The following is a 24101-nucleotide window of genomic DNA, read 5'->3' as shown; positions in this document are numbered from 1 at the left end:
GGGCGGGCGGGCCTCACGCCGGAGGCTGGCCGCCGTACAGCGTCTCGGCGCGGTGGAACAGCACCCAGGACGTGATGATGTATTTGTCACCCGAGCGAGGCACGTTGCCCCGGTGGGTGTGAGTGAAGCCGGCGGGGAAGATGAGCATCCGGCCGGCCTTCGATTGGACCTTCTTCTCCTGGTAGAAGAACTCGGTCTCGCCGCCCTCGCTCACGTCGTTCAGATAGAACTGGAAGGCGAGGACGCGGTGCAGGGGCTCGCAGCTGGCGTCCTTGGGAAATATCTCCGAGTGCCAGTGCGGATAGCCGCCGGAGCCCTGGAGGTACTTCTGCACCTGGAGGTTGCCGTAGCGGTAGAGGGTGCCGATGAGCTGGTCGAGGGCGGGGCCCTGCAACTGGGAGAAGTTCTCCCGGGTGATCGTCACCAGCTGGCCCGTCTGGGGGTGCTTCATCGACAGCGAGACGGCGCCGACCAGGGCATACAGGTACTTGCTCAGGTAGCTCCTGAGGGGAGGGAAGGCGCGGTCCAGCAGGATGCGGAGCAGCTCCTGGTATTCCGGGTGGGCGTTGAGGAGGAGGTCGTGGCTGTCCTTCTTGCTCAGGTCGACACCGCCCCCGGTCTTGCCCCGGTGCTTGTGGGGGCTCTGCTCGAAGAGCTGGATGATGTCCTGGCACAGCCCGGGGGGAAGGACGTCGTCGTGGACTTCGATGAAATCGGTCATGGCGGTGGCCTCCCAGTCTACCCGCAATGCACACCGGGGACCGTGGCGTGAGGCCACGGCCCCCAGCGGGCTCAGTCGTGTTTCAGAGGCGGCTTACAGCGAGCCCTTGTTGAGCAGCTTGTTGGGCGTGCCGGAGATGTTGCTGGTGACGGCGTTGTTGGTGGCGTTGTTCTTCAGCCACGCGTCGATGGTGGCCTGGGAGGCATCGCCGTAGGTGGCCTTGTAGAGCGCGGCCGCGCCGGCCACGTGCGGAGAGGCCATGGAGGTGCCGCTGATGGTGCTGGTGCCGCCGTTGGACCAGGTCGAGGTGATGTTGGAGCCGGGGGCGTAGATGTCCACGCAGCTGCCGTAGTTGGAGTACGAGGCGCGGGCGGTGGTCTTGGTGGTGGCGGCCACCGTGGTGACGACAGGCGCGCTGGCGGGCGAGTAGTTGCAGGCATTGGCGTTGTCATTGCCCGCGGCCACGGCGACGAAGACGCCGGCGTTGGACAGGTTGGTCACCGCGGTGTTGACGGTGGCGGAGTAACCACCGCCCAGGCTCATGTTGGCCACGGCCGGCTTGATGTGGTTGGTGCGCACGTAGTCGATGCCGGCGATGACGCCCGAGTTGGTGCCGGAGCCGTTGCAGTCCAGAACGCGGACGCCGTGCAGGGAGACGCCCTTGGCAACGCCGTAGGTGGCGCTGCCCACCGTGCCGGCCACGTGGGTGCCGTGACCGTTGCAGTCCTGGCCGTTGCCGCCGAACGCGTCATACACGGCGTTGGCGCGGCCACCGAAGTTCGAGTGGGTCGTCAGGATGCCCGTGTCGATGATGTACGCGTGCACGCCGGCGCCCGTGCTGGTGTACGTGTAGGTGCTGTTGAGCGTGCTGGAGGTCTGGTCGATGCGGTCCAGGCCCCACGTGGCGCCGCTCTGGCTGGCGCTCGACGAGACGAACTGGTCCTCCTCGACATACTCGATGCTGGGGTTGCGGCGCAGGGCTCGCAGCTGGTTCTCATCGAGCGTCACCGAGAAGCCGTTGATGGCCTGCGAGTACACCAGGTTCGGCGACACGCCCAGGATGCCCGCCACGGAGCGCGCGTTCGCCCCGTCCTTCAGCTTCACGATGTAGTCGCCATCGATGCGCAGGCCCGGCGCGGCCTGATGCAGCGGCGCCACGCTCTGGCCGAGCTCATCGGTCTCGGCCGCCATGTCCATCTCGTTGCCACCGCAAGCCGCCAGGGACAGCACGGAGCCAAGGAACAGCACATTACGCATCGCGCGCATGGAGTCTTCCTTTGAATGACTGCTGATGTGGGGGGGGATTTGCTTCACGAGTGAAGCGGATGGAACCCTATATCAACAGCAACTCAGTTGCAACAAGGCGAGCGCCGTTTTTCGAAATCAACCAGCGAAGCATGAAAGTCATGAAGGGTTGATAAAGTGCAACGCAGTTGCAAATGAAGCACGGTGTCCGAGAGCAGGACGCCCCTGTCCGGAACGAGGACACTTCCAGCGCCCGTTCAATGACAGACAGTTCGTGCCGGAAAAAAACCGGGGCCGCTTCGAGGGAAGCGGCCCCGGGGGGCAAGGCGGGGGAGTCGAGCGGGCGGAGCGCGGAGGACTACTCGAGGTGCGAGCCGCCGCTGGCGAGGTACTGCCGGTACCACTCCACGGTGCGCGCGAGGCCCTCGTCCAGGCTCACGCGCGGCGTCCAGCCGAAGAGCGAGCGCGCGCGCGAGCTGTCCGCGAACATGCGCCAGATCTCCGTCGGCCGGTACTCCAGCGCGCCGATCTCGATGGAGGACTTCGTGTTGGTGAGCGCGGCGATCTTCTTCACCAGGTCGCGGATGGCCACCTCCTCGCCCGAGGCGAGGTTGACCGGGCCCTCGATGGTGCCGGTGTGCTCGGCGGCGGCGAGCAGCCCGTCCACCAGGTTGCCGACGTAGTTGAACTCGCGCGTCTGCTCGCCCTTGGTGGTGCGGATGGGCTTGCCCTTGAGGCAGTTGATGATGAGCTCGGGGATGATGGCCTTGCTGCTCTGGTAGGGGCCGTAGGCGTTGAAGGGTCGCAGCACGACGATGCGCCCGCTGCCCTTCATGCGCTGCTTCATGCGGCAGTACAGCTCACCGGAGTACTTGGTGATGGCGTAGGGGGAGATGGGCTCGGGGTTCATCGTCTCCACGAAGGGCACGCCCGACTGGTGGCCGTACACCTCCGAGGTGGACATGTAGACGAAGGCCTCGGTGCCGGGCACCACGTCCAGCAGGTTGGCCGTGCCCTTGGCGTTGACGTCGAAGCACTCCTCCACCTGCCGGAAGCTCTCGCCCACGTGGTTGTAGGCGGCCAGGTGGAACACCACCTGCGGGTCGAACTTCGCCACCTCGTCCAGCGCGCCGCGGTTGCGCAGGTCCGCTTCGATGACCTTGATGCGCGTCCACTCCTCGCGCAGGCGCTCGTTCTTCATCACGTTGCCGTAGCGCATGGTGACGGCCACCTTGGCGCCCTGCTCCAGCAACCGCTTCACCAGGTGGCTGCCGATGAAGCCGGAGCCGCCCGTCACCACCACGCGCTTGTCTTTCATCCCGCTCATGTGCCCGTCCCTTCCAGAAGGGTGAAGAATTCGATCTCGCCCTCGGCCTCGGTGCGTTCCTTCTCGGTGTTCACCGTGAGGTGCTTGCCCTGGTGTTTGTGTGCCCGCACGGCCCCGCGCTTCGTCAGCGAGCCGAGGAACATCATCAGGTCCGTGCCCCGCCGCATCTCGTCCAGCGCCGCGGGCTCGCAGAGGATGAAGCCGATGTTGATCCAATACGGCAGCACGGGCTTCTCCAGCAGCCCCGACACCCGGTCCGTGTCCCCGTCGAGGGAGACGATGCCGTAGGGGCTCTGCAGCGGGTACACCGTCATCGTGGCCAGGGCGCCGGAGTCCGCGTGGTGGCGGGCGAGCGAGCCCAGGTCCACGTTGGCCAGGGTGTCTCCGTAGCAGATGAGCGCCCGGCCGGGCACGTGTCGGCGTGCATCCAGCACGCGGTCCGCCATGTTGGCGTCCTCGCCCGAGTCCACGCACACCACCTCCTCGAGGTCCAGAGGCAGGGACAGCTCCTCCACGAAGCGGACGATGGCCTCGGCCTTGTAGCCGGTGCACAGGACGAAGCGGCGCACGCCCTGCAGTGACAGGTAGCGCAGCAGGTGCTGGAGCAGCGGCTTGCCGCGCAGGGGGACGAGGGGCTTGGGGAGGTGCTCGGTGAAGGGGCGTAGGCGCTCGCCCTTGCCGCCACACAGCAGCACGGCGGTGACGTCCGAGAGGGGAGAGCCGGTGGTGTTGGGAGGGGTGCTCATGCGAGGGCCTGCAGGATGCGGGTGACGAGCGGACGCCGGAAGTTCTCGGGGGTGAGGTGGCGCTGGACGGCCTCGCGGGCCTTGGCGCCCATGCCGGGCAGCAGCTCCGGGTGGCGGTGCAGGTGCTCCAGCCGCTCGCGGATGGCGCGCGCGTCGCCGGTGGGGACGATGTAGCCGTTGACGCCGTCCTCCACCAGGTCCGCCGCGCCGGTGTTGTCGGTGACGATGACGGGCACGCCGCTGGCCATGGCCTCGGCCACGGAATAGGAGAAGCCGTCGGCCAGCGAGGGGTGCACCAGGACGCTCGTCTTCCCGTACACCTCGCCGTAGCCCACCTTGCGCACCTCCACCGGCTTCACCACGAGCGAGGTGTCACGGGCCTGGAACTCGCGCAGCATGTTCGTCGCCGCGCGCGAGCCCGGTCCGCCCCAGAGCACCAGCTCCGCGTCCTTCGGCTTGAGCGAGTCCCAGGCCTCCAGCAGGTAGTGGAAGCCCTTCCATGGCTCGATGAGGCCCACGAAGCTCACCCGGAAGACATCCTGCGGGAAGGTGGCCTGGGGGAACTCGGACAGCTCCAGGGGCGGCGTGGCCACCACCAGCTTCTCCTCGGGGAAGCCGCGCGCGAGGAAGGTGCGCCGGGCCCGCTCGGACATCACCCGCACCACGTCCGCGGTGCGGTACTCGTCGAGGATGCGCCGGTACATGCGCGGGCCGATGTTGCCCTTGAGGCCGAACTTGTGGGACTCGCGGTCCACGTGTGCGCGGAAGTCCTCCACGTGGGTGTTCACCACGTCCAGCACCGTGCGCATGCCCCGGCGCCGGGCGGCGTGGAGGCTCTCGGCGCACTGGCCCACCACGCCCTGGAAGACGTCCGCGGCGGGCAGGTGCGAGGCCACGTAGTGGTCGAAGTGCAGGTCGCTCGCGAGCACCATCCAGTCGCGGCGGCGGCGCAGCAGGGGCACGCGCCCCATCCACGTGGACAGGGGCGAGGCGGGCACCTGGTGGGTGCGCGGTTCTCCCGAGCCGCGGCAGAAGACGCTCAGCGAGAAGTCCTCGCGGAGCGCCTCGAGCATGTGCTGGAGGTTGAGGCCCTGGCCACCCTGTCGGGCCACGGCATTGGCTGCGAGGACCAGAGCCTTCTCGTTCACGGCGACCCCTCTTACCCAATCCCATCCTGGCTTGGGTACAGTGGATTGTGTGAAAGGATGGTGGAACTGTCCGGTTGACCCCTCTCCATCCGGACGACACATGCGTCATACCTTGGGTCATTGACGCACTGCGACTCTCTCGGCACCATGCGCCGCCTTTGGGGGTGAAGGGGTCGAGATGATTACCTATCTGGTGGCCTTCCTCGTCGCGCTGATGGTGGCGCTGGTGCTGACGCTGGTGGTGCGCAACCGCGCCCTGGCCTGGGGCTGGGTGGACCAGGCGAACTCCAGCCGGAAGGTCCATGTCCGGCCCATTCCCCGGTTGGGGGGAATCGGCATCGTGGGCGGATTTTTCGCGCCCTTGTGTGCGCTCTTCCTGGTGGACTCGGCGGTGGGTATGCAATTCCGGGCGCAGACGGCGCTGGTGTGGGGCCTGTTCGGCGGCGGACTGCTGGTGGCGGTGCTGGGTCTCTATGACGACCTGCGTGGTGCGGGCGCGAAGCTGAAGTTCGGCGTGCAACTCCTGGTGGCGCTCGGGCTGTACGCGCTGGGCTTCCGCATCGAAGTGCTCGCCAATCCCTTCGGGCCCGAGGTGCCGCTGGGGCTGCTGGGCCTGCCCTTCACCGTGTTCTGGGTGGTGGGCGTCATCAACGCGCTCAACCTCATCGACGGGTTGGACGGGCTGGCGGGTGGGGCGGCCTTCTTCGGGGTGGGCACCAACTTCATCCTCGCGCTCAGCCGCGGGGACGTGCTGCTGTGCCTGCTGATGGCGGCGCTGGCGGGCGCCATCCTCGGCTTCCTCGTCTTCAACTTCAACCCGGCCTCCATCTTCATGGGGGACACGGGCAGCATGTTCCTGGGCTTCGTGCTGGCGGCCGTCTCCATCAAGACGAGCGCCAAGAGTGGCACCGCGGTGGCCATGCTGGTGCCGGTGATGGCGCTGGGCCTGCCCATCATGGACACGCTGCTGGCCATGGTGCGGCGCACGGTGCTGGGCCGGCCCATGTTCAGCGCGGACAAGGAGCACATCCACCACCGGATGATGAGCCGGCTGGTGCTCAGCCACCGCGCGGCGGTGCTGGTGCTGTACGGGCTGTGCGCCCTCTTCATGCTGACGGCGCTCGGCCTGCACTGGGCCAACAGAGCGCAGAGCGCCATGCTGCTGACGGGCATGGGGGTGGTGGTGGCGGTGCTGATGCGCAAGCTGGGCTACCTGGACCTGCGGTACGCCAGCGGCGTGGGCGAGGTGCGGCGCAGGAACATCCGGCTGCGCTCGCTGGTGAAGGACGTCACCGAAGCGGTGCGCGCGGCCAGCGGGCCGAAGGACCTCTGGGCCGCGGTGCGCCCGCTGGCGGATGAGCTCGACGCCTCCCGCCTGGAGCTGCGCCTCGAGCGCCAGCGCGATGGCAACCGCGACGGCAACCGCGACGGACTCACCTTCGAGACGCAGCGGCCCGCCGGCTCGGCGCTGCCGCTGGAGGTGTGCCTGCGGGTGGAGGGCTCGGGTGGGTGGCTCGGCCGGTTCCTGATCGCCTGGAGTGATGGGCGCTCGGAGATCAACCGCGATGAGGAGCTGGCGCTGGAAGTGGTGGTGGACGCGGTGGGGGATCGGGCCGGGAAGCTGCTGGCCCAGGCGGAGGCGGATCCTCAGCGCGTCGTCTCGTTGCTGCGGTGAGCGGCGTGGGAGCGCGAGCGCTCCTGGACGTGCTCCGGGCGTGGCCGGAGGCCCCGGTGGGCCCCGTGCCCCAGGACGTGGAGGCCTTCGTGCACGCGGCGGCCCGGCATGGGCTCGCGGGCTTCGTGCAGCACGCGTTGGGGCGCTCGGGCTGGAGGCTGGAGGAGCCGGTGCGCACGCGCCTGCGCCGCGAGGCCCTGGCCCAGGCCGCCCGGGGCATGCGGGTGAAGGTACTGCTGCTGCGGAGCCTGGACGCGCTGGCCCAGGTGGGCGTGGTGCCGGTGCTGCTCAAGGGCCACGGGTTGGCCGTGCGCCTCTACCCGGAGCCGCTGCAGCGGGCCACCACGGACGTGGACCTGTTGGTGGCGGACGCGGAGGTGGCGCCGGCCTCGCGCGTCCTGGAGGGGCTGAGGTTGAAGCCGCTCGCCGAGGAAGCGGCGGCGCATGCGCGGGAGCATGAGCACCACCTGACCTTCTCGGGTGCCGCGGGGTTGGTGGAGCTGCACTTCCGCGCCCTCGTCGGCTACGGCCAGGCACTGGAGGCGGACGCGCTGCTGGCCCGCGCGCAGGAGGCGGTGCTGGAGGGCCGACGCGTGCGCTACCTGCGCGCGGAGGACGAGCTCGTCTACCTCGCGCTGCACGCGAGCAACCACCTGTTGCAGCGGCTGTCCTGGCTCTTCGACCTGAAGCTGCTGATGCGGGCCCACCCCGGGCTGGACTGGGGGCGGGTGGTGGAGGTGGCGCGCGGGACGGCCTTCCCCCACCTGGCGTGGTACGCGCTGGACGCGGCGCGGCGGCTCGTGGGCGCGCCGGTGCCGGAGGAGACGCTGGCGGCGCTGGCTCCGCCCTCGTGGCAGCGGATGATGGCGGCGCGCTTCTTCACCGCCGAGCGGCTGTTGGAGACGGAGCTGATGAACCACAAGCCGGCATGGGTGGTGGCGAAGCTGTTGCTCGCGCCACGGTTGTTGCCCATGGCACGCTATACCGCGCGTCGGCTGCGGGAGGATGGGCTCGCGGCGCTGCGCGCCCGCTTCGTGTCCTCACCGTGAAAGGAGCTCCGCTCGTGTCCAGGTCCTCGGCGTCGAACGATTTTCCTCCCGCCCCCTGGCTCCTCCGGGGACAGATATACGGCTCCCTGTGGATGGTGCCCGCCGAGCGCATCCAGTTCCGCGTGGACCCGGCGTTCGAACTGCTCACCTTCGCGGGCCGCGCGTGCGTCGTCGCCTGCTTCGTGGACTACCAGGAGGGGAGCGTGCTCACCTACGGCGAGCTCTTCGGCGCCGTCAGCGTGAGGACGCGGGCGTCGCGCCGCCGGGGACTCACCGTCTCCCACATGTGGGTGGACAGCGAGCGTTCCAAGCGGGGTGGCCGCGCGTTGTGGGGCATGCCCAAGGAGATGGCGCGCTTCGAACTCGACCATCACCCGCCCGAGGGGGCCTTCAGGGGAATCGGCTGGGACTCGCGGAAGAAGGAGCTGGCGCGGGTGAGCTGTGACGTGCTCGCCGGGCTGCCCCCGGGTGTCCGCATCCCGCTCGGCCTGCCCAACCTGCAGATGCTCGACGGGAAGGTGCAGTCTCCGAAGACGGCGATCCACTTCTCGCCCCGGCTGCTGCGGACCGAGTGGTCCATCCCCGAGGACAGCCCCCTGGCCTCATTGGGCATCTCGGGGGTGCGCCCCTGGATGGGCTTCCAGGTGCGGGACTTCGAGTGGAACCTGCCCGCGGCGACTCCAGTGGACTGAGCGCCGCAGGAGGTGGGGTGGCGCTGGACTACGTGGCGCTGGACTACTTGGTGACCGGGCGTCCGGCCGCGCTGGACGGCGTGAGCTCGAACACGTCGCCGGACACGGTGAGCTGGCGGGTGCAGTAGAAGCCCAGGTAGGAGCGGATGGAGTAGTCCTCGCGCAGGTTCATGATGACCTGGTTGGGCGCGAGCTCGGCGGAGAGGTACAGCTCCTGCATCGCCTCCTGGTACAGGTGGCCGGACAGGGGGATGATGCAGAGCACGGAGCCGGTGGAGGCCGAGCCGTTGGCCGGCTTCACATAGCGTACGCCCGACACATCCATGCGGTATTCGAGCTGCTGGGTGGAGACGGCATCCCGGATGAATCCACCGGACGCACCGCAGCCGGCGAGCAGGCCCGCGCCGAGGGCGAGAGTGGAAAGACGAAGGGTCTTGGTCATGGTCGCGCAGCCAACAACCAGTGGCCCGGTGGCGTCAAGAGCAGGCTTCCGATTGCGTCCCGTGCGTGCGAGTCGCTAAAGGTCCGGCCCCATGGCGATCAGCCTCATCGACACCTTCCGTCTCCTTGCCTCGTTCGACCCGCCGCGCCGCTCGCTGCGCGGGGCCCCGTGGGAGGAGTACGTGGACTGGGCCATCGCGCAGGGTCTGGCGCCGCTGGCCTCGTACAACCTCGAGTACCGGCTGGGTGGGGCGGACGCGCCGGAGTGGGCGCGTGACCGGTTGCTGAGCATCTACCAGGGTTCGCTCAACGACAACGTGATGAAGCTGGTCAACTTCAAGCGCACCGTGGATGACCTGGAGGGCCGCAGGCTTCTCCTGCTGGGGGGAGCGGCCTTCGCCGACACGCTCTATCCGCACGTGGCCTTCCGGCCGGTGCTGGAGATTCAGATGCTGTTGCGGCGCATGGATGTGGAGGCCTTCGCCGGCTACCTCTCCCAGCACGAGTTCCGTCCGGAGCCCGACGAGCCCGCCCATGGCGCGGCCCGGGTGGTGTCCGACGGTCGCACCCCCATCTTCCTCTACGCGGACGTGCTCGGCCCCGAGCGCCGTGACGAGGTGCAGGGCATCTTCGAGCGTGCGAAGCCGATGCGGATGTACGGCTCCTCCATCTTCCGCCCGGACCTGGAGGACATGGTGCTGCTCGTCGTCCTGCAGCACGCGCGCGAGGGCTACCAGGTGCCCTGGCTGTCCTTCGTGGATCTGCGCGAGCTGGTGATGGGGGCGAAGTCGATGGGTGGCCTCTACTCGCGCCCCATGGATGTCGCGCTGCTGCTGGAGCGGGCGAAGGCGTGGAGGCTGGAGCGCTCCCTGTATGCGTCGCTGTCGCTCGTGGCGCGGCTCTTCCCGGAGACGGCCGGGACGGTGACGCCGGCCCTGCCGACGCTGCGCCGCGCCACGCGCGAGCTGTTGGACAGGCTGGTCGTCAACCCGGCGAGCGAGCCCGGGCAGATGAGTCATGTGCGGGGCTCGGACCGGCTGCGGCGGCTGCTCACCGGTCGGTGAGGGAAGCGCCTGGAAGCGACTCGCCCCTTCCCCCGGGTGCCCTTCCCGGCGTAAGAGCGTTCCCGGCTTCGGTCAGCCAGGACGCTCATGCACATCGCCATCATCGGAACGGGCTACGTAGGTCTCGTCGCGGGTACCTGCTTCGCGGACTCGGGTAACGACGTCATCTGCGTGGATATCGACGCGCGGAAGATTTCCCAGCTTCAACAGGGGGAGATCCCCATCTACGAGCCGGGTCTGGAGGAGCTCATCCGCAAGAACACGCGGGACAGGCGCCTGAGCTTCACCACGGACGTGGCCTCGTCGGTGGCGCGCGCGCAGGTGGTGTTCATCGCCGTGGGCACGCCCGAGGGTGAGACGGGCGAGGCGGACCTCCAGTACGTGCTGGCGGCGGCGGAGCAGATCGGCCGAGCGATGCGTCAGTACACGGTGGTGGTGGACAAGAGCACCGTGCCGGTGGGCACCGCGGACAAGGTGCGCGAGGTCATCTCCCGCGTGACGGAGGTGGAGTTCGACGTCGTCTCCAACCCCGAGTTCCTCAAGGAGGGAGCGGCGCTGGACGACTTCCTCAAGCCGGACCGGGTGGTGATTGGCGCCGAGTCGGAGCGGGCGCGCAAGGTGATGGGCCAGCTCTACGCGCCGTTCGTGCGCACGGAGAATCCCATCCTCTACATGGACACGCGCTCGGCCGAGCTGACGAAGTACGCGGCCAACGCGATGCTCGCCACGCGCATCTCGTTCATGAACGACATCGCCGCGCTGTGCGAGCGGGTGGGCGCGGACGTGGACTTCGTGCGCAAGGGGATGGGGGCGGACAAGCGCATCGGCTACCCGTTCCTCTTCCCGGGCGTGGGCTACGGCGGCTCGTGCTTCCCCAAGGACGTGAAGGCGCTGGTGGCCAAGGGCCGCGAGCAGGGGCTGGAGTTGGACCTGCTGCGCGCGGTGGAGCGCACCAACGAGCGGCAGAAGAAGGCGCTGGTGCACAAGGCGCTCAAGCACTTCGGCTCGCTGGACGGGCGCAAGTTCGCGGTGTGGGGCCTGGCCTTCAAGCCGAAGACGGACGACATGCGCGAGGCGCCGTCCATCGAGGTCATCGAGGGCCTGCTGGCCAAGGGCGCGCAGGTGGCGGCGCATGATCCGGTGGCCGAGCGCACGGCGCGGCGGGTGTTCGGCGAGCGCATCCGCTACACGAACGTGCCCTACGAGGCGCTGGAGGGCGTGGACGCGCTCTTCGTCGTCACCGAGTGGAACGAGTTCCGTCACCCGGACTTCGAGCGCATGAAGGCGCTGATGAAGTCCCCCGTCATCTTCGACGGCCGCAACATCTACGACCCGTCGCGGATGAAGGAGCTGGGCTTCACGTACATGGGCCTGGGCCGGCGGTAGACCCTCACCCCCGCCCTCTCCCAGGGGGAGAGGGAGTGGGGCCCGGTGCGAACGGGCCTCAGCGGGCCAGCCCGCAGGCCTGCTTGCCCGCGTCCGTCCGGATGAAGGCGCAGAATCTCCGGGTCACCGCTTCTTCGTCCTGGCTGTTCGGATCCGTCTCGTCCGGAGGGGCGGCGCACGTCGCCAGCTTCTCCTCGCAGGTGGCGAGCTGCTCGTCCGTCTCCTCGACGCGCGTCTGTTCATCGGCCACGGCCTGGAGGCACGCGGTGCGGTTGACGGGGTCGACACAGTCGCAACGCCGCTCCGACAGCTCCCGGCACGAACTCTTGCAACCGGCGAGGGCGAGCAGGGCGGAGGAGATCAGGACGAGGGTGGCGGAGCGGCGCATGAGGTGGGCGAAGATGCCAGATGGCGCCCTGGATGCAAGCAATGGCGGAGCGAGAGTCGGATGCTAGCCTCTCCGGCTGCTCACTCTCCGGGAGACCCTCACGTCATGACGTCGCTCCTCCTCGTCCTGCTCGCCGCTTCACCCGTGCCTGGTCAGGCTTCGTTGCTGGCTCCCGCCGAGCCGCGTCCCTCGGCGAGGCTGCTCGTGGCCGGGGACTCGCTGGAAGAGGCGGTCCAGCCCTCCCGGTTCGAGGCGCCCGCCGCGGAGGGTCGTGAGGAGCGCATCCGCGAGCTGTCCCGGGAGATCGAAGACATCAACGCCCGCCTCCGCCGCACGGATACGAACTGGCCCATCGGCTCGCTCGTGATGGCCTACGCGGGCTATGTGCTGGGGCCGATGCTGCTCATCGGGCTCCCGTTGATCATCTACGGGCTGGCCGTGTCGACGCAGTACGCGGCCACGCTCGTTGGCATCGGCGCGGCACTCACGGTGTTGGGAGGAGGGGGCGTGGCCCTGCTCATCATCGGCATCGTCAGTGGCATCAACGCCTCGGAAGCGGCCCGGGTCGAGCGCGACGACCTCGTGCGAAGGCGAGGTCAGCTCGAGGACGAGTTGCGCGAGCTGAAGCAGGCGAGGCCGTGGTCCTCCATGCAGTCCTGGCGCGATGAAGGGGTCCAGAGCTTCCTCCCGGTGGCCTCGCTGTCCTTCTGAGCAGGCGGGCGGGCTTCCCTCCGCATCCTCGCTCCCCCCAGGGAAGTGGGTTCGGGGCATCCACTTCCGAGCGCCTGTTCGGACCCGTGACATACTGCGGGTAGCCCCCTCTATGTCCCCAGCGTCTTCCTCCCGCTCCCGGACCTCCCGATACGCCCTCGGTGCCGAGGGGGTCCTGGCGGTGCTGCTGGTGCTGCTCCCCCTGGCGCTCGGGAGCGCTCCTGGCTGGGTGCTCTGGCCGCTCGTGGTGCTCGCGGGACTCGCCTTCGTGCTGGCATGTGTGGGGGCCTGGAGGCAGCGCCGGTCGCTGCACCTCCCGCTGCTCGCGCTTCCTCTTGGTGCGGGGGCCCTCCTCTGCCTCCTTCAGCTCGTGCCGTTGCCGCCGGGGCTGCTCGCCGTCCTCAGCCCCGAGGCCGCCGCGCTGCGGGACTTCACCCTCGTTCCCCTGGGGCTGGACGGCCCGCGTCCCCTGTCGTTGGACCCGCCCTCCACCTGGCGCGAGCTGGCCCGGCACCTGGCGTACCTGCTCACCTTCATCGCCGCCGTGCAGGTGTGCCGCTCCGGTCGCGCGCGCCGCCGGCTGTTGGGCACGCTCGCCTTCACGGGCGCGGGAGTGGCCTCGCTGGGGCTGCTGCACTCGCTGCTCGGTCTCGACAGGCTTTGGGGCGTCATCGCCTTCGTCCACGCGCGGCCGCCGCTCCTCACGCCCTTCGGCAATCCCAACCACCTCGCGGCGTTCCTCACCTTGTCGGCCACGGTGGCGTTGGGGCTCGCGCTCTCCAGTGGGACGCGGGTGCGCGCGGTGCCCTTCGCGGTGGCCGCCGTGCTGAGCGGGGCCGGCGTGCTGCTGTCCCTCTCACGCGGGGGCATCGCCTTCTTCGTCTTCGGGCAGCTCGCCTTCGGGCTGCTGTTGCTCGGGCGCCGGGCGGAGAAGGCGCGGGCGCGCACGTGGCGCCGGGGCGGAGCCGTGCTGCTGTGCTTCCTCGCGGTGCTCGCGGTGGGCGGCTATGTCGCCTCCGAGCGCATCTCGGCCGAGCTGGCCACCGCGGACAGCGTGGAGGAGCTGCGCCAGAGCAAGATGGAGCTGTGGCCGGTGGTGGCCTCGGCCGCGCGAGCCTTCCCGCTCGGCATGGGGCGCGGTGCCTTCGAGTCCGCCTTCCCCCGCTACCAGACCCGGCCCGTCATCAATACCTCCACGCACCCGGAGAACGCGGTGCTGCAGCTCGCCAGCGAGCTGGGAGTGCCCGGGGTGCTGCTGCTCGTCGTGCTGCTGTGGGGCTTCGGCCGGTTGCTGCGCCGGGAGGGGCTGGGGGTGCTGGAGGTGGCGGTGCTGGCGGGCGTGGCGGCGCTCGGGCTGCACGACCTCTTCGACTTCAGCCTGGAGCTTCCCGCGAGCGCGGTGGCGGCCTGGGTGGCGTTGGCCACCGTGGCCCGGCCCGATGACCGGGCGCGCTCCGGGTCCCCGCGTGGCCGTGCCCCCCTGGCCGGGCTCGCGGTGGGAGTGGCGCTCACGGCCGTGGCCCTGGTCGCGCTCGTTCCTGGCGGGAGCACGTTGGCCGCGGCCGAGGAGGAGCTCGGCGGACTCGTCGCCGCGCGCGCGCCGCTCGCCGAGGTGCGCGCCCGGGGGCTCGCGCTCATCGACCGGCACCCGGCGGACCATGGGCTCCAGGATTTGATGGGCATCGCCCTCGCGGACGCGGGGCGCTCGGAGGCGGTGGAGGCGCTCGCCTTCGCCAACCGGGCCCTGTTCCTGAACCCCCAGGACGCCCGGGCCCACCGCGTGGCGGCGCGCGCCCTGCTCACGCTGGGCCGCCGTACCCAGGCCTTCCTCGAATACCGCCTGGCCTTCGAGGCGGGAGACCGGGAGCTGGTGTGGCGGGAGGCGCTCGGGCGGGCGCGCACCCTGGCCGAGCTCCAGGCCCTCACGCCGGACGCGCCCGCGGACGTGGTGCCCTTCGCCACCGAGCTCATCCGGACGGGGCACGCGCAGGAGGCGCTGCCCTGGCTGGCCTGGGCCCGCGAGCGCCTCGGCACGGCTCCCGAGGTGGTGGGGCTGTGGGAGCGCGAGGCGCGTCTGCGGCTCGACCGGCACGAGCTGATGGAGGCCGAGGCCGCCAGCGCCGAGGTGTCCCGCCGGGCCCCGGACGCGCTCTCCTCGCACCTGTTGCACGCGGACGTGCTGCGGGCACAGGGCCGGAAGGAAGAGGCGCTCGAGTTCCTGGAGGCGCTGCGTACCCGCTTCCCGGGTGACGAGGAGCTGGCCTTCACGCTGGCGCGGCAGCAGGTGGATCTGGGCCTGACGCGGCGTGCGCGGGAGACGCTCCATCAGGTTGCGCCCTACCTCTCGAGCCTGCCGCATCGGGCCCAGCTGTTCATGCTGGAAGGGGCCAGCTACGAGCAGGAGGGGCACCGCGCGCGTGCGCTCGAGTCCTGGAAGTCGGTGGCGCGCATCCAGCCCGGTCCGGAGGCCTGGTTCAAGGTGGCGAGCCTCCACGAGTCGCTGTACCAGCTGGACGCCGCGGCGCGGGCGGCGCGCGAGGGATTGAGGCTGTTGCCCGCCGAGAAGCGCGCGGAAGGCGAGGCATGGGTGGCCCGCCTGGAGACGGCGGAGCGCCAGCGCACGGAGGCGCGGCGCCGCGCGAGGATCGGGGGCACGGACGAGCGGGACCAGCTGCTGCGGGTGCTGGGGTCGGACGAGGACGTGAGGGCGGGCGGGAGCGAGGGGCTCTGAGCGGTTGCCCCGCGGTTGCTCCGGGGGACGCGGTCAGTCGAGGAAGCGGCGCTCCCAGCGGAGCATGTCTTCCGGGGTGAACGTGGGGCGGCGGCCTCGCTCCTCGTGGTAGAGCCAGGGTTCCAGGACGCGTGCGAGATCGCGGTACGCGGGCAGTACCTCGCCGCGTTCGGTGTCTCCCGCCTCGGGCCATGCGCCCAGCGTGATGACGGCCCGGTCTCCTTCCATCTCCTGGACGGTAGTGCCTTCGGAACGCAGCCGTGAGCGCAACTCCGCCACTCCGCCCAGTTGTCCCAGCAAGGGTTGGCCGAGAAAAGTCAGCCAGGCGGGGCCACGTACCCGCGAGCCGATGTTCCACGAGAGTGAGTCCTGATTGGGAATGTCCAGGCCCGGGTAACGGAAGCAGAGCTTCCTGACCTCGTCCAACACTCCCACCAGGCTGGGGTTGCAATGGAAGGAGAGGCCACCGTACCCGGAGCATATGAAAGGCAGGGATGAGGCCAGCTCCATCGCCAACTCGCGCACCCGAGTCGGCCCGTGCTCCTCCAGGTATTCCGTGGGTAGCCAGAAACTGACCACCCCCATGGCCCCCGGATTGTAGGGCATCACAGGCAGATCGGGCCGCTTGCCCCAGTATTCAAATTGATATCTCTGTTCGACACGCGATTTACCCAGCAGTTCGATGATGAGCCTGGAATCCTCGAGTGTTTCGCGTCGAATGCGCGCCAGACTGGCATCATCGAGTTTCTGAAGCTCCCCCTCTTCATCTGCATACCAGCTGAGTGACTGGGAGCCCACCGCGCGCAGGTACGCATCCAGGGCGCGAATGACTCCCTGCCCCATCTTGGAATGGGGATGCATGTAGAAGTCTATGCTCAATCCCTCGCGTATCAGACCGACTCCGCTCTTCGCTTGGGCACGGATTTTCGGAGGGTGCTTGCTCATTGCAGGACTCCCCATCGGGGGACCAGCATGCGCGGTTCGGGTCCCAGGGCTCTCAGGTAGATTTCTTTCTGGTTGAACGGATGGCAGGGGTGCCCTTCGGGGTACCTACGCCATTTGGATTCCTGGTCGCCGTTGATGTTCACGCAGGGGAACTTGAAATCGAAGACTGCCAGGGCCTGGAGCGGATTCCCCGTGTGGATGACGACATCGGGTCTGATGGTGCCCTTCAACTCGCTGCTACATCCATTGGCCAGCAGTTCATCGACCTGCTCACAGCTGATGAAGGTCGTCTGCCCTGTCAGCAGGTCGTGGCGATAGCACGGCTCCAGGCTGAAGCCGCCCGGGCGCAGGCCGTTCAACTTCCCCTGCGCACACTGGAGGGCCACCTCATGCATTTCAATCCCGAGCCGCATGGCCCATGTCACGCTCCTGCCCTGGGCGTCCGTTGTCCACTGCCGGCACTCGGCATCCGACGGGGTCGGGTCCACGAATTGCTGCCTGTGCCGGATGAGAACCTCTGACCGGGCCAGGTTGGCGCAATTCTCCAACTCCTCCTGGATGTGCTCCTCCTGCGTCTTGTCCAACACCGCGAGCACCGCCGCGCCAGAGGCCACGGCCGTGCCCACCGCCTGCACCGTCGTGGTCTCCTTCCCGGTCAGGGTGGCGCAATAGGCGGGATTCCTCAGGCACCCATCCGACAGCGAATCGAGAGCGTAGTGGCCCGGAACGCCACGGCCCGGGGTGCTGGCACAGGCACCGAGGAACATGCCGCTGGCGATCAACCACCGGAACCTGAGCATCCTTCGATGCGACATGGCCTCCACCATGCCCGGCCATGATGACCCAGGTGGCGGGTGTCCCTCGTGCCGGGCACCGGCATCCTACGGGGCGGGCGAGCAGCGAGGCCATGAATCCAGCGCTCGCCCCTTCGGGCTACGGGTGCATGTCGTGGTGCACGACGTGCGACCGCTCCGGCTGCTCCAGGGTGATGGAGGCCATCCGGGGCGACTCGAGGCCGACGAAGTCCTCGACGCTCACCTCCAGGGCCTCCTCGTGCGAGCCGGCGCGCAGCAGCAGGTCCTCCGCCACCTCCAGGCTCTCGTCCATGAGCACGGGCAGGTCATAGAGCTTGCCGAAGGGAGGCTCCGCGCCCAGCTCGCATTCCGGGAAGCGGTCGGCGAACTCGTCCTCGGTGGCCAGCCGGGCCTCCCGGGTGCCGAGCGTCTCGCGGACCTTCACCAGGTCCAGCGTCGCCGAGGCGGGAATGAGGCAGATCCACGGCTTCTGGTCCGCCAGGACGATGACCGACTTGACCACGCGGTAACCCGTCACATGGAGCGATTGCGCCAGCTCCTGTGCCGTCACCGCGCGCGAGTGCCAGTGCCGCAGGAAGGGAACGTGCTGCTCGTGGAGGTAATGCTGGATGGGCTCGGGGATCATGGGTGCCACCTTCTGTGTCGAAAGTGGACTGTCCCCGGCCCGCTGGCCATGCCTCTTCGGGCGTGTGCCTCCCGAGCGGGCGGGCACACGCCCCTGGCCTCACCTCTGGAAATCGTACACGTTGCCCAGGCCGAGGATGCGCGTCAGCTCGTCGAGCGCCGTCATCGTCTCGCGCGCCAGCTGCGGGTCCGCCAGGTCCCTGGCGCGCAGGTCCTCGCGGTAGTGCCGCTTCACCCAGGTAGCGAGCGTCTCGTGCAACTCCGGGGTGTAGAAGACGTTGGCCTTCACCGCGGTGCGCTCGGTGTCGGTGAGCCACACGCGCTGGCGCAGGCACGCCGGGCCGCCCCCGTTGTTCATCGACTGGCGCACGTCGAGGTAATACACGCGCTTGACCGGGTTGTTCTCCGCCACCACGCGCTCCAGGAAGCGCCGCGCCGGCTCCGTCTCCCGGCTCTCCTCGGGCGCCACGATGGCCATGGTGCCGTCCGGCAGCGTCAGCACCTGCGAGTTGAACGGGTAGGCCTTCACCGCGTCCCGCGCCGGCAGCTCCTGCTCGCTGGCCAGCACGTACGTGAAGCCCTCGCCCAGCTTCTCGCGCAGCGTCTTGAGCAGCCCCTGGGGGTCCACGAAGGCCAGCTCGTGCAGCATGAGGAAGCCCTGGTTGCCCACCGCCAGCACGTCGGTGTGGAAGGCGCCCGCGTCGATGCCCTCGGGGGCCTGCTGGGGGAAGAGCACCTGCGCCCGCTCCAGCTGGTGCAGCCGCGCCAGGGCCTGGCTGGCCTCGAACGTCTGCCGGGCGGGGAAGCGGGTGGGGTGGCGCACGTCATCGCGCCAGACGCTCCGTCCCCAGGCCAGCAGGTGCACCGCCGGGTGTCCCGGGGTGACGAGCCGGGTGTGGTTGGCCGCGCCCTCGTCCGCGAAGTGCCCGCCGCCGGGCAGCGGCGCATGGACGGCGAAGTGCTTCTCGTCCGAGAAGATGGCGCGCAGCACCGCGTGCGTCGTCTCCGCCTCCAGCGCCCGGTGGAACATCTGCTGGAGGTTGGCCGGCGTCAGGTGCATCCGCTTGTCCGCCGTGTCCTCCGAGGGCGCTCCCGTGGCCGCGTTCGCCGTCCACATGGCGGCCGAGCTGGACGTCAGCCGCAGCAGGTGGTCCGCCTCCTGCGCCGCCCGGGTGATGACCTCCTCGTCCGTGCCGGTGAAGCCCAGCGCGCGCAGCGCCTTGAGCGAGGGCCTCGGCTGGGGCGGCAGCACCGCCTGGCCCACCCCCAGCCCCGCCACGAAGCGCATCTTCTCCAGCCCCTGGAGGGCCGCTTCTCGGGGGTGGCTCACCTCGCCGCCGTGACGGGCGGACGCCAGGTTGCCGGGCGACAGACCGCCGTAATTGTGAGTGGGACCGACGATGCCGTCGAAGTTGTATTCGCGCATGGGATATGGAAACGCTCGTGGAGCGCCCTCCCTTAGCAAAGCGACTCAAGCGTTTCCTCCGCTACCTGCTCGTCCGTGTGGCACTGGCCATCGTCAGCCGCCTCCCGTTGGGCCTGGCGCGGTGGTTGGGGGCCGGTTTCGGCCGGTTCGCCTTCGCCGTGGCGGGGGGCGAGCGCCGTAAGGCCTTGAAGTCCCTGGCCCGCGCCTTCCCGGAGAAGTCCGACGCGGAGCGGCATGCCCTGGCCCGGGCCTCCTTCCGTCACCTGGGCATGGCCGCCTTCGAGGTGGGGGCCACCGACTCCATGGACCGGCAGCTCGAGCGCCTGGTGCGCTGGTCGGAGGAGGACCGGCGCGTCCTGGACGTGGCGCTCGCCCGGGGCAGGGGGGTCGTCTTCATCTCCGGCCATGTGGGCAACTGGGAGCTGCTGGCCCGGCGGGTGGCCCGCGCGGGCTACCCCAGCCAGAGCATCGCCAAGGAGACCACGGACCCGCGGCTCACCACGCTCGTCGAGCGCTTCCGGGCGCGGGGCGGGGTGCGCAGCATCTGGCGCGGCCAGGAGGGCGCGGCGCGAGCCATGTTGCGGGCGCTCAAGGCGGGGGAGATTCTCGGGCTGCTCATCGACCAGGACACCCGGGTGCAGTCCGTCTTCGTCCCCTTCTTCGGCGAGCTGGCGGCCACCCCGCGGGCGGCGGCGGACCTGGCGCTGCGCACGGGCGCGGCGGTGGTGGTGGGCTTCTGCCAGCGCGAGGGTGACGGCTACCGGTTGTGGATGGAGGAGGTGCCCTGGCAGGCGAGCGGAGACCGCGAGGTGGATGCCCTGGCCCTCACCGCCGCCCTCTCGCTGCGCATCGAGGCGGCCATCCGCCGTGCCCCCGAGCAGTGGGTGTGGATGCACCAGAGGTGGAAGACCCGGCCCGCCGAGCCACCGGGCATGCTCGTGGCAGGAGCGCCCACGCCCACCCGGTGATAGAGATGGGCCCCGTGCCACGCGCCGTCCTCATGTCCTGTCTCCTCGCCCTCCTGGCGGCCTGCGCTCCGAAGCAGGCGGCCGGGGACGTCTCCGAGCCGCCCGCCGTGGTGATGCATGGGGTGCGGCTGCGCTCGTTCGAGGGCAGCACCCTGTCCATGACGGGTCGGGCCGAGCAGGCGACCTACCAGCGCACGGGCGACATCGTCGCCACCCGGGCCACGCTCCACGTGTTGGGCAGGGGCCAGGGGGAGGGAGCTCCCGGTGGGGAGACGACGGTGAGCGCGCGGACCATGGAAGGCAACCTCATCTCCCGGCAACTGGTGGCCTCGGGAGACGTGGAGGTGCGCACGGCCACGGGCATGGTGGCGCGCACGCCGCGGGCCACGTATGACGGGGCGCAGCAGCGGGCGAGGGGGACGGAGGGCGTGCAGGTACAGGGGCCGGATTACCGCCTCCAGGCCGAGGCCTTCTCGCTGTCCTTCCCCGACGAGAGTTTCACCTTCGAGGGTTCGGTTCGAACGACCCTGGGAGCCGCGCGTGATTGAGTACCTCGTGACGGCCTTCTTCGTGGCCCAGCCGGTACCGGCCGCGGTGACCTCCCCCAACACCGGGGCCCGCGCGCCCAACCAGGCGGAGACCTCGCGGCTGCGCGGCCCGGTGGAGATCACCTCCAAGCTGGTGGCCGGCACGCGCGACCAGGCCGTCTTCACCGGGGACGTGGTGGTGAAGCACCAGACGATGGACTTGCGGTGCGACAAGATGACGGCCCACTACAACGGCCCTCGCGAGGTGACGCGGGTGGAGTGCGAGGGCAACGTGCGCGCGGTGGATGGCGAGCGCACGGCGCGGGGCGAGCGGGCGGATTTCGACGTACCCGCCGGCCTGTTGGTGGTGACGGGCAACCCCGAGGCGAACGATCCCAAGGCCCGCCTCCAGGGCTCCGAGGTGCGCCTGACGCCGGGCAACTCGAACTTCGAGGTGAAGGACGCCAACGTCACCCTCGAGTCGGCGCCGCTCAAGGTGAAGGGCGCGCAGCAGCGCAACCCGGTGGACATCAACGCGAAGCGGGTGGCGGGCACGCGCACCCAGGCCGTCTTCACCGGGGACGTGGTGGTGAAGCACCGGACGATGGATCTGCGGTGCGACAAGATGATCACCTACTACAACGGCCCCCGCGAGGTGACGCGGGCGGAGTGCGTGGGCAACGTGCGCGCGGTGGACGGCCAGCGCCGGGCGAAGGGTGAGCGGGCGGACTTCGACGTGCCCACCGGCGTGCTGGTGGTGACGGGCAACCCCGAGGCGAGAGATCCAACGACGCACCTCCGGGGCTCCGAGGTACGCATGACACTCGGCAGCCAGAACTTCGAGGTGAAGGACGCCGTCGTCACCGTCGAAACGGCGCCGCTCCGGGAGCAGCAGCAGAAGCGCAAGAGCGGCAAGGGCGCGGCGGGCAACCCGGACGGGGGAGCGAAGCAACCATGAGCGGGCAGTTGTGGGCCGAGGGTCTGCAGAAGACCTTCCGGCGGCGCAAGGTGGTGCAGGGCGTGTCCTTCCACGTCTCGCAGGGCGAGGTGGTGGGACTGCTGGGCCCCAACGGCGCCGGGAAGACGACGAGCTTCAACATGGTGGTGGGCCTGGTGCGGCCGGACGCTGGCCGGGTGCGCGTGGACACCGAGGACCTCACCCACCTGCCCATGCACCGGCGCTCGCTCCGGGGCGTGGGCTACCTCCCCCAGGAGGCCTCCATCTTCCGCAAGCTCACCGTGCGCGAGAACTTCCTGGCCGTGCTGGAGCTGCAGCGGGGGCTGGACAGGGCCGCTCGCGAGAAGCGTGCCCAGGAGCTGCTGGAGGAGTTCGGCCTGGGCCACGTGGCCGACTCGCTGGGCGAGACGCTCTCCGGAGGCGAGCGCCGCCGCGCGGAGATCGCCCGCTCGCTCATCCCCGAGCCCCGCTTCATCCTCTTCGACGAGCCCTTCGCGGGGGTGGACCCCATCAACGTGGGAGACCTCCAGCGGCAGATTGCCCACCTGAAGTCCCGGGGCCTGGGCGTCCTCATCACCGACCACAACGTCCAGGACACCCTCGGCATCTGCGATCGCGCCTACATCATCGCACAGGGTCAAATCCTGGAGGAGGGAACGCCCACGCAGATCGCCTCCTCGGCGAGGGCGCGGGAGGTCTACCTGGGGGAGCGATTCCGCTTGCAGTCGGTGTAGGGGCCGAGAAACCGGCTCTGGAGGTCCTCCCCGGCACCGGGTCTCCCCGGTCCGGTTGCCTGCCCGCACGTCCATTCGTGAACGTCTTCACGTGAGAAGGAGACGGTGCAAGTAGGCGGAATAAAAGAAGAAATTCACGGAATGCAAAGGTCGGGCCGGACTCTCGGACACTGGACGAAGTCAGGGGGCCTTGTTAGTTTGGCACGGTCCTTGATGGCAGGAAGCCGTCGAGTGGGTTGTTGAGAGTGGTCGGGAGACCTGAGCATGGCGATGGAACTCAAGCAGAGCCTGAAGCTGTCGCAGCAGCTGGTGATGACGCCCCAGCTGCAGCAGGCCATCAAGCTGCTGCAACTCTCCAGGATGGAGCTGCTGGAGCAGGTCCGGGAGGAGATGGACCAGAACCCGCTCCTGGAGCAGCCGGACGAGGCGCCATTCGGGGATACGGCGGAGAAGGAGCCGGGCGAGGCCTCGCTGGAAGCGGGGAACACCGAGCTGCCGATGGGGGTGGAGGCACGGACGCCGGACGCGGCGCCGGAGTTCAAGGCGGACGGGGACGGGCCGCCGGAGATCGACTGGGAGGCGTACCTCAACAGCTACCAGTTCAACGAGCCCACGACGGCCTCCAACCGGGGCAACGTGGCGACGGAGGATCTGCCTTCCTTCGAGGCCAACCTCGTGGAGAAGGAGGATCTGGTCGATCATCTCCAGGAGCAGCTGGGGACGCTGCGGCTCAACGAGGCCGAGCGGCGCATCGGCATGCTCATCCTGGGCAACCTGGACCATGACGGGTACCTGAAGCTGGACGATGTGGAGGGGGATCCGCTCATCCGCCTGGCCAACGAGGCGGACGTGCCCATGTCGGTGGCGGAGCGGACGTTGCGCCGCATCCAGAACCTGGAGCCCAAGGGGTGCGCGGCGAGGGATCTGCAGGAGTGCCTGCTCATCCAGGTGGCGGCGCTGAAGGAGAAGTACGCGCCGCTGCTGGGGCTGATCATCAAGCGGCACATGAAGTACCTCGAGAGCAAGAACCTTCCGGCGATCGCGAAGGACTTGAAGGTGTCGCTCGAGGAGGTGGTGGAGGCGTCCAAGCTGTTGCCGAGGCTGGATCCGAAGCCGGGCCGCAACTTCAGCGGGGACGACGCGCAGTACATCACGCCGGACGTGTTCGTCTACAAGCTGGGGGATGACGACTACACGGTGGTGCTCAACGACGATGGCCTGTCGAAGCTGAGGATTTCTGGCACGTACCGGAACGCGCTGAAGGGTGGTGGGGTGGGGCCTGGACAGACGAAGGAGTTCATCCAGGAGAAGCTGCGAAGCGCGCAGTGGCTGATCCGGTCGATCCACCAGCGCCAGCGCACCATCTACAAGGTGACCGAGAGCATCGTGAAGTTCCAGAGGGACTTCCTGGACAAGGGCATCGCGCACCTCAAGCCGCTGATCCTGAGGGACGTGGCGGAGGACATCGGGATGCACGAGTCGACGGTGTCGCGCGTGACGACGAACAAGTACGTGCACACGCCGCAGGGCATTTTCGAGCTGAAGTATTTCTTCAACTCGTCGATCGCGCGGGTGTCGGGTGAGGACACGGCGAGCGAAGCGGTGAAGCACCACATCAAGCAGCTGGTGTCACAGGAAGACCCGCGCAATCCGTACTCGGACCAGAAGATCGTGGAGTTGTTGAAGGCGCAGGGGACGGAGATCGCGAGGCGCACGGTGGCCAAGTACCGTGAGGTGCTGGGGATCCTGCCGAGCAGCAAGCGCAAGCGTTATTTCTGAC

23 protein-coding genes are annotated in these 24101 nt (G+C 69.1%); 12 read left to right on the top strand and 11 right to left on the bottom strand.

What is annotated here, in order from left to right; translation table 11 throughout:
• Nucleotides 1-13 precede the first annotated feature (13 nt).
• The 5 genes from JRI60_RS44100 to JRI60_RS44080 all read right to left on the bottom strand — a co-directional run bounded on the left by JRI60_RS44100 (nucleotide 14) and on the right by JRI60_RS44080 (nucleotide 5187).
• Nucleotides 14-721 (bottom strand): 2OG-Fe(II) oxygenase, encoded by a 708-nt coding sequence (locus tag JRI60_RS44100; protein ID WP_204222062.1) that lies wholly within the window; start codon nucleotides 719-721, stop codon nucleotides 14-16.
• 93 nt (nucleotides 722-814) lie between these two features.
• On the bottom strand, nucleotides 815-1987 hold the full coding sequence (locus JRI60_RS44095) for a S8 family peptidase (RefSeq protein ID WP_204222061.1): 1173 nt from the start codon (nucleotides 1985-1987) through the stop codon (nucleotides 815-817).
• Between the two features lie 337 nt (nucleotides 1988-2324).
• Complete coding sequence (locus JRI60_RS44090; protein WP_204222060.1) at nucleotides 2325-3293, bottom strand: NAD-dependent epimerase/dehydratase family protein; 969 nt, start codon at nucleotides 3291-3293, stop codon at nucleotides 2325-2327.
• On the bottom strand, nucleotides 3290-4039 hold the full coding sequence (locus JRI60_RS44085) for a nucleotidyltransferase family protein (protein WP_204222059.1): 750 nt from the start codon (nucleotides 4037-4039) through the stop codon (nucleotides 3290-3292). Before JRI60_RS44085 ends, JRI60_RS44090 begins: the two co-directional genes overlap by 4 nt.
• On the bottom strand, nucleotides 4036-5187 hold the full coding sequence (locus JRI60_RS44080) for a glycosyltransferase family 4 protein (protein ID WP_204222058.1): 1152 nt from the start codon (nucleotides 5185-5187) through the stop codon (nucleotides 4036-4038). Before JRI60_RS44080 ends, JRI60_RS44085 begins: the two co-directional genes overlap by 4 nt.
• Nucleotides 5188-5365: 178 nt before the next feature.
• Here JRI60_RS44080 and JRI60_RS44075 point away from each other — a divergent pair, with 178 nt between their 5' ends.
• Genes JRI60_RS44075 through JRI60_RS44065 form a run of 3 tightly spaced genes read left to right on the top strand, consistent with a single transcriptional unit; the run spans nucleotide 5366 to nucleotide 8603 of the window.
• Nucleotides 5366-6862, top strand: coding sequence for an MraY family glycosyltransferase (locus JRI60_RS44075; RefSeq protein ID WP_204222057.1), 1497 nt, complete (start codon nucleotides 5366-5368; stop codon nucleotides 6860-6862).
• Nucleotides 6859-7911: a nucleotidyltransferase family protein gene (locus JRI60_RS44070; protein ID WP_239470078.1), complete on the top strand. Its 1053-nt coding sequence runs from the start codon at nucleotides 6859-6861 to the stop codon at nucleotides 7909-7911. Before JRI60_RS44075 ends, JRI60_RS44070 begins: the two co-directional genes overlap by 4 nt.
• Before the next feature lie 14 nt (nucleotides 7912-7925).
• Nucleotides 7926-8603, top strand: a complete 678-nt coding sequence (locus JRI60_RS44065; protein ID WP_204222056.1) for an acetoacetate decarboxylase family protein — start codon at nucleotides 7926-7928, stop codon at nucleotides 8601-8603.
• 43 nt (nucleotides 8604-8646) lie between these two features.
• Here JRI60_RS44065 and JRI60_RS44060 read toward each other — a convergent pair whose 3' ends face one another.
• The gene (locus tag JRI60_RS44060; protein ID WP_204222055.1) at nucleotides 8647-9045 is read right to left on the bottom strand and encodes a DUF6567 family protein; all 399 of its coding nucleotides are present in this window, start codon (nucleotides 9043-9045) and stop codon (nucleotides 8647-8649) included.
• Nucleotides 9046-9136: 91 nt separating this feature from the next.
• Between JRI60_RS44060 and JRI60_RS44055 the strand changes: the two genes are divergently transcribed.
• Both JRI60_RS44055 and JRI60_RS44050 read left to right on the top strand, forming a co-directional pair.
• Nucleotides 9137-10108: a nucleotidyltransferase family protein gene (locus JRI60_RS44055; protein ID WP_204222054.1), complete on the top strand. Its 972-nt coding sequence runs from the start codon at nucleotides 9137-9139 to the stop codon at nucleotides 10106-10108.
• 87 nt (nucleotides 10109-10195) lie between these two features.
• Nucleotides 10196-11494, top strand: coding sequence for a UDP-glucose dehydrogenase family protein (locus JRI60_RS44050; RefSeq protein ID WP_204222053.1), 1299 nt, complete (start codon nucleotides 10196-10198; stop codon nucleotides 11492-11494).
• 58 nt (nucleotides 11495-11552) lie between these two features.
• Here JRI60_RS44050 and JRI60_RS44045 read toward each other — a convergent pair whose 3' ends face one another.
• On the bottom strand, nucleotides 11553-11882 hold the full coding sequence (locus tag JRI60_RS44045) for a hypothetical protein (RefSeq protein WP_239470077.1): 330 nt from the start codon (nucleotides 11880-11882) through the stop codon (nucleotides 11553-11555).
• 105 nt (nucleotides 11883-11987) lie between these two features.
• On the opposite strand from JRI60_RS44045, the gene JRI60_RS44040 reads away from it, so the two are divergent.
• Both JRI60_RS44040 and JRI60_RS44035 read left to right on the top strand, forming a co-directional pair.
• A complete protein-coding gene (locus JRI60_RS44040; RefSeq protein ID WP_204222052.1) occupies nucleotides 11988-12593 on the top strand; it encodes a hypothetical protein in 606 nt (201 codons plus the stop codon).
• A gap of 181 nt (nucleotides 12594-12774) precedes the next feature.
• Nucleotides 12775-15324 carry an O-antigen ligase family protein gene (locus JRI60_RS44035; protein ID WP_204222051.1) on the top strand — a complete coding sequence of 850 codons (2550 nt, stop codon included), beginning with the start codon at nucleotides 12775-12777 and terminating at the stop codon, nucleotides 15322-15324.
• A 33-nt stretch (nucleotides 15325-15357) separates the two neighbouring features.
• Here the strand turns inward: JRI60_RS44035 and JRI60_RS44030 are convergent, their stop codons facing one another.
• From JRI60_RS44030 to astB, 4 genes are all read right to left on the bottom strand, one after another.
• Entirely contained in the window at nucleotides 15358-16269 is a 912-nt protein-coding gene (locus JRI60_RS44030) for a DUF3396 domain-containing protein (protein ID WP_204222050.1), read from the bottom strand.
• Nucleotides 16266-17084: a hypothetical protein gene (locus JRI60_RS44025; protein ID WP_204222049.1), complete on the bottom strand. Its 819-nt coding sequence runs from the start codon at nucleotides 17082-17084 to the stop codon at nucleotides 16266-16268. Before JRI60_RS44025 ends, JRI60_RS44030 begins: the two co-directional genes overlap by 4 nt.
• A gap of 118 nt (nucleotides 17085-17202) precedes the next feature.
• Complete coding sequence (locus tag JRI60_RS44020) at nucleotides 17203-17709, bottom strand: aminoacyl-tRNA deacylase (RefSeq protein ID WP_204222048.1); 507 nt, start codon at nucleotides 17707-17709, stop codon at nucleotides 17203-17205.
• A gap of 99 nt (nucleotides 17710-17808) precedes the next feature.
• Entirely contained in the window at nucleotides 17809-19134 is a 1326-nt protein-coding gene (gene astB / locus JRI60_RS44015) for an N-succinylarginine dihydrolase (protein ID WP_204222047.1), read from the bottom strand.
• Between the two features lie 17 nt (nucleotides 19135-19151).
• Between astB and JRI60_RS44010 the strand changes: the two genes are divergently transcribed.
• The 5 genes from JRI60_RS44010 to rpoN all read left to right on the top strand — a co-directional run bounded on the left by JRI60_RS44010 (nucleotide 19152) and on the right by rpoN (nucleotide 24100).
• Nucleotides 19152-20102 carry a lysophospholipid acyltransferase family protein gene (locus tag JRI60_RS44010; RefSeq protein WP_430384351.1) on the top strand — a complete coding sequence of 317 codons (951 nt, stop codon included), beginning with the start codon at nucleotides 19152-19154 and terminating at the stop codon, nucleotides 20100-20102.
• A 14-nt stretch (nucleotides 20103-20116) separates the two neighbouring features.
• Nucleotides 20117-20650, top strand: coding sequence for an LPS export ABC transporter periplasmic protein LptC (gene lptC / locus JRI60_RS44005; RefSeq protein WP_430384350.1), 534 nt, complete (start codon nucleotides 20117-20119; stop codon nucleotides 20648-20650).
• On the top strand, nucleotides 20643-21587 hold the full coding sequence (locus tag JRI60_RS44000) for an LptA/OstA family protein (protein ID WP_204222044.1): 945 nt from the start codon (nucleotides 20643-20645) through the stop codon (nucleotides 21585-21587). The genes lptC and JRI60_RS44000 overlap by 8 nt, the downstream gene beginning before the upstream one ends.
• On the top strand, nucleotides 21584-22321 hold the full coding sequence (lptB, locus tag JRI60_RS43995; RefSeq protein ID WP_204222043.1) for an LPS export ABC transporter ATP-binding protein: 738 nt from the start codon (nucleotides 21584-21586) through the stop codon (nucleotides 22319-22321). Before JRI60_RS44000 ends, lptB begins: the two co-directional genes overlap by 4 nt.
• A gap of 264 nt (nucleotides 22322-22585) precedes the next feature.
• Complete coding sequence (rpoN, locus tag JRI60_RS43990) at nucleotides 22586-24100, top strand: RNA polymerase factor sigma-54 (RefSeq protein ID WP_204222042.1); 1515 nt, start codon at nucleotides 22586-22588, stop codon at nucleotides 24098-24100.
• Nucleotide 24101 lies beyond the last annotated feature (1 nt).

The sequence above is a fragment of the Archangium violaceum genome, from assembly GCF_016887565.1.
In the GTDB taxonomy this organism is placed as follows: domain Bacteria; phylum Myxococcota; class Myxococcia; order Myxococcales; family Myxococcaceae; genus Archangium; species Archangium violaceum_B.
This window is presented reverse-complemented; position numbering and strand designations above follow the sequence as displayed.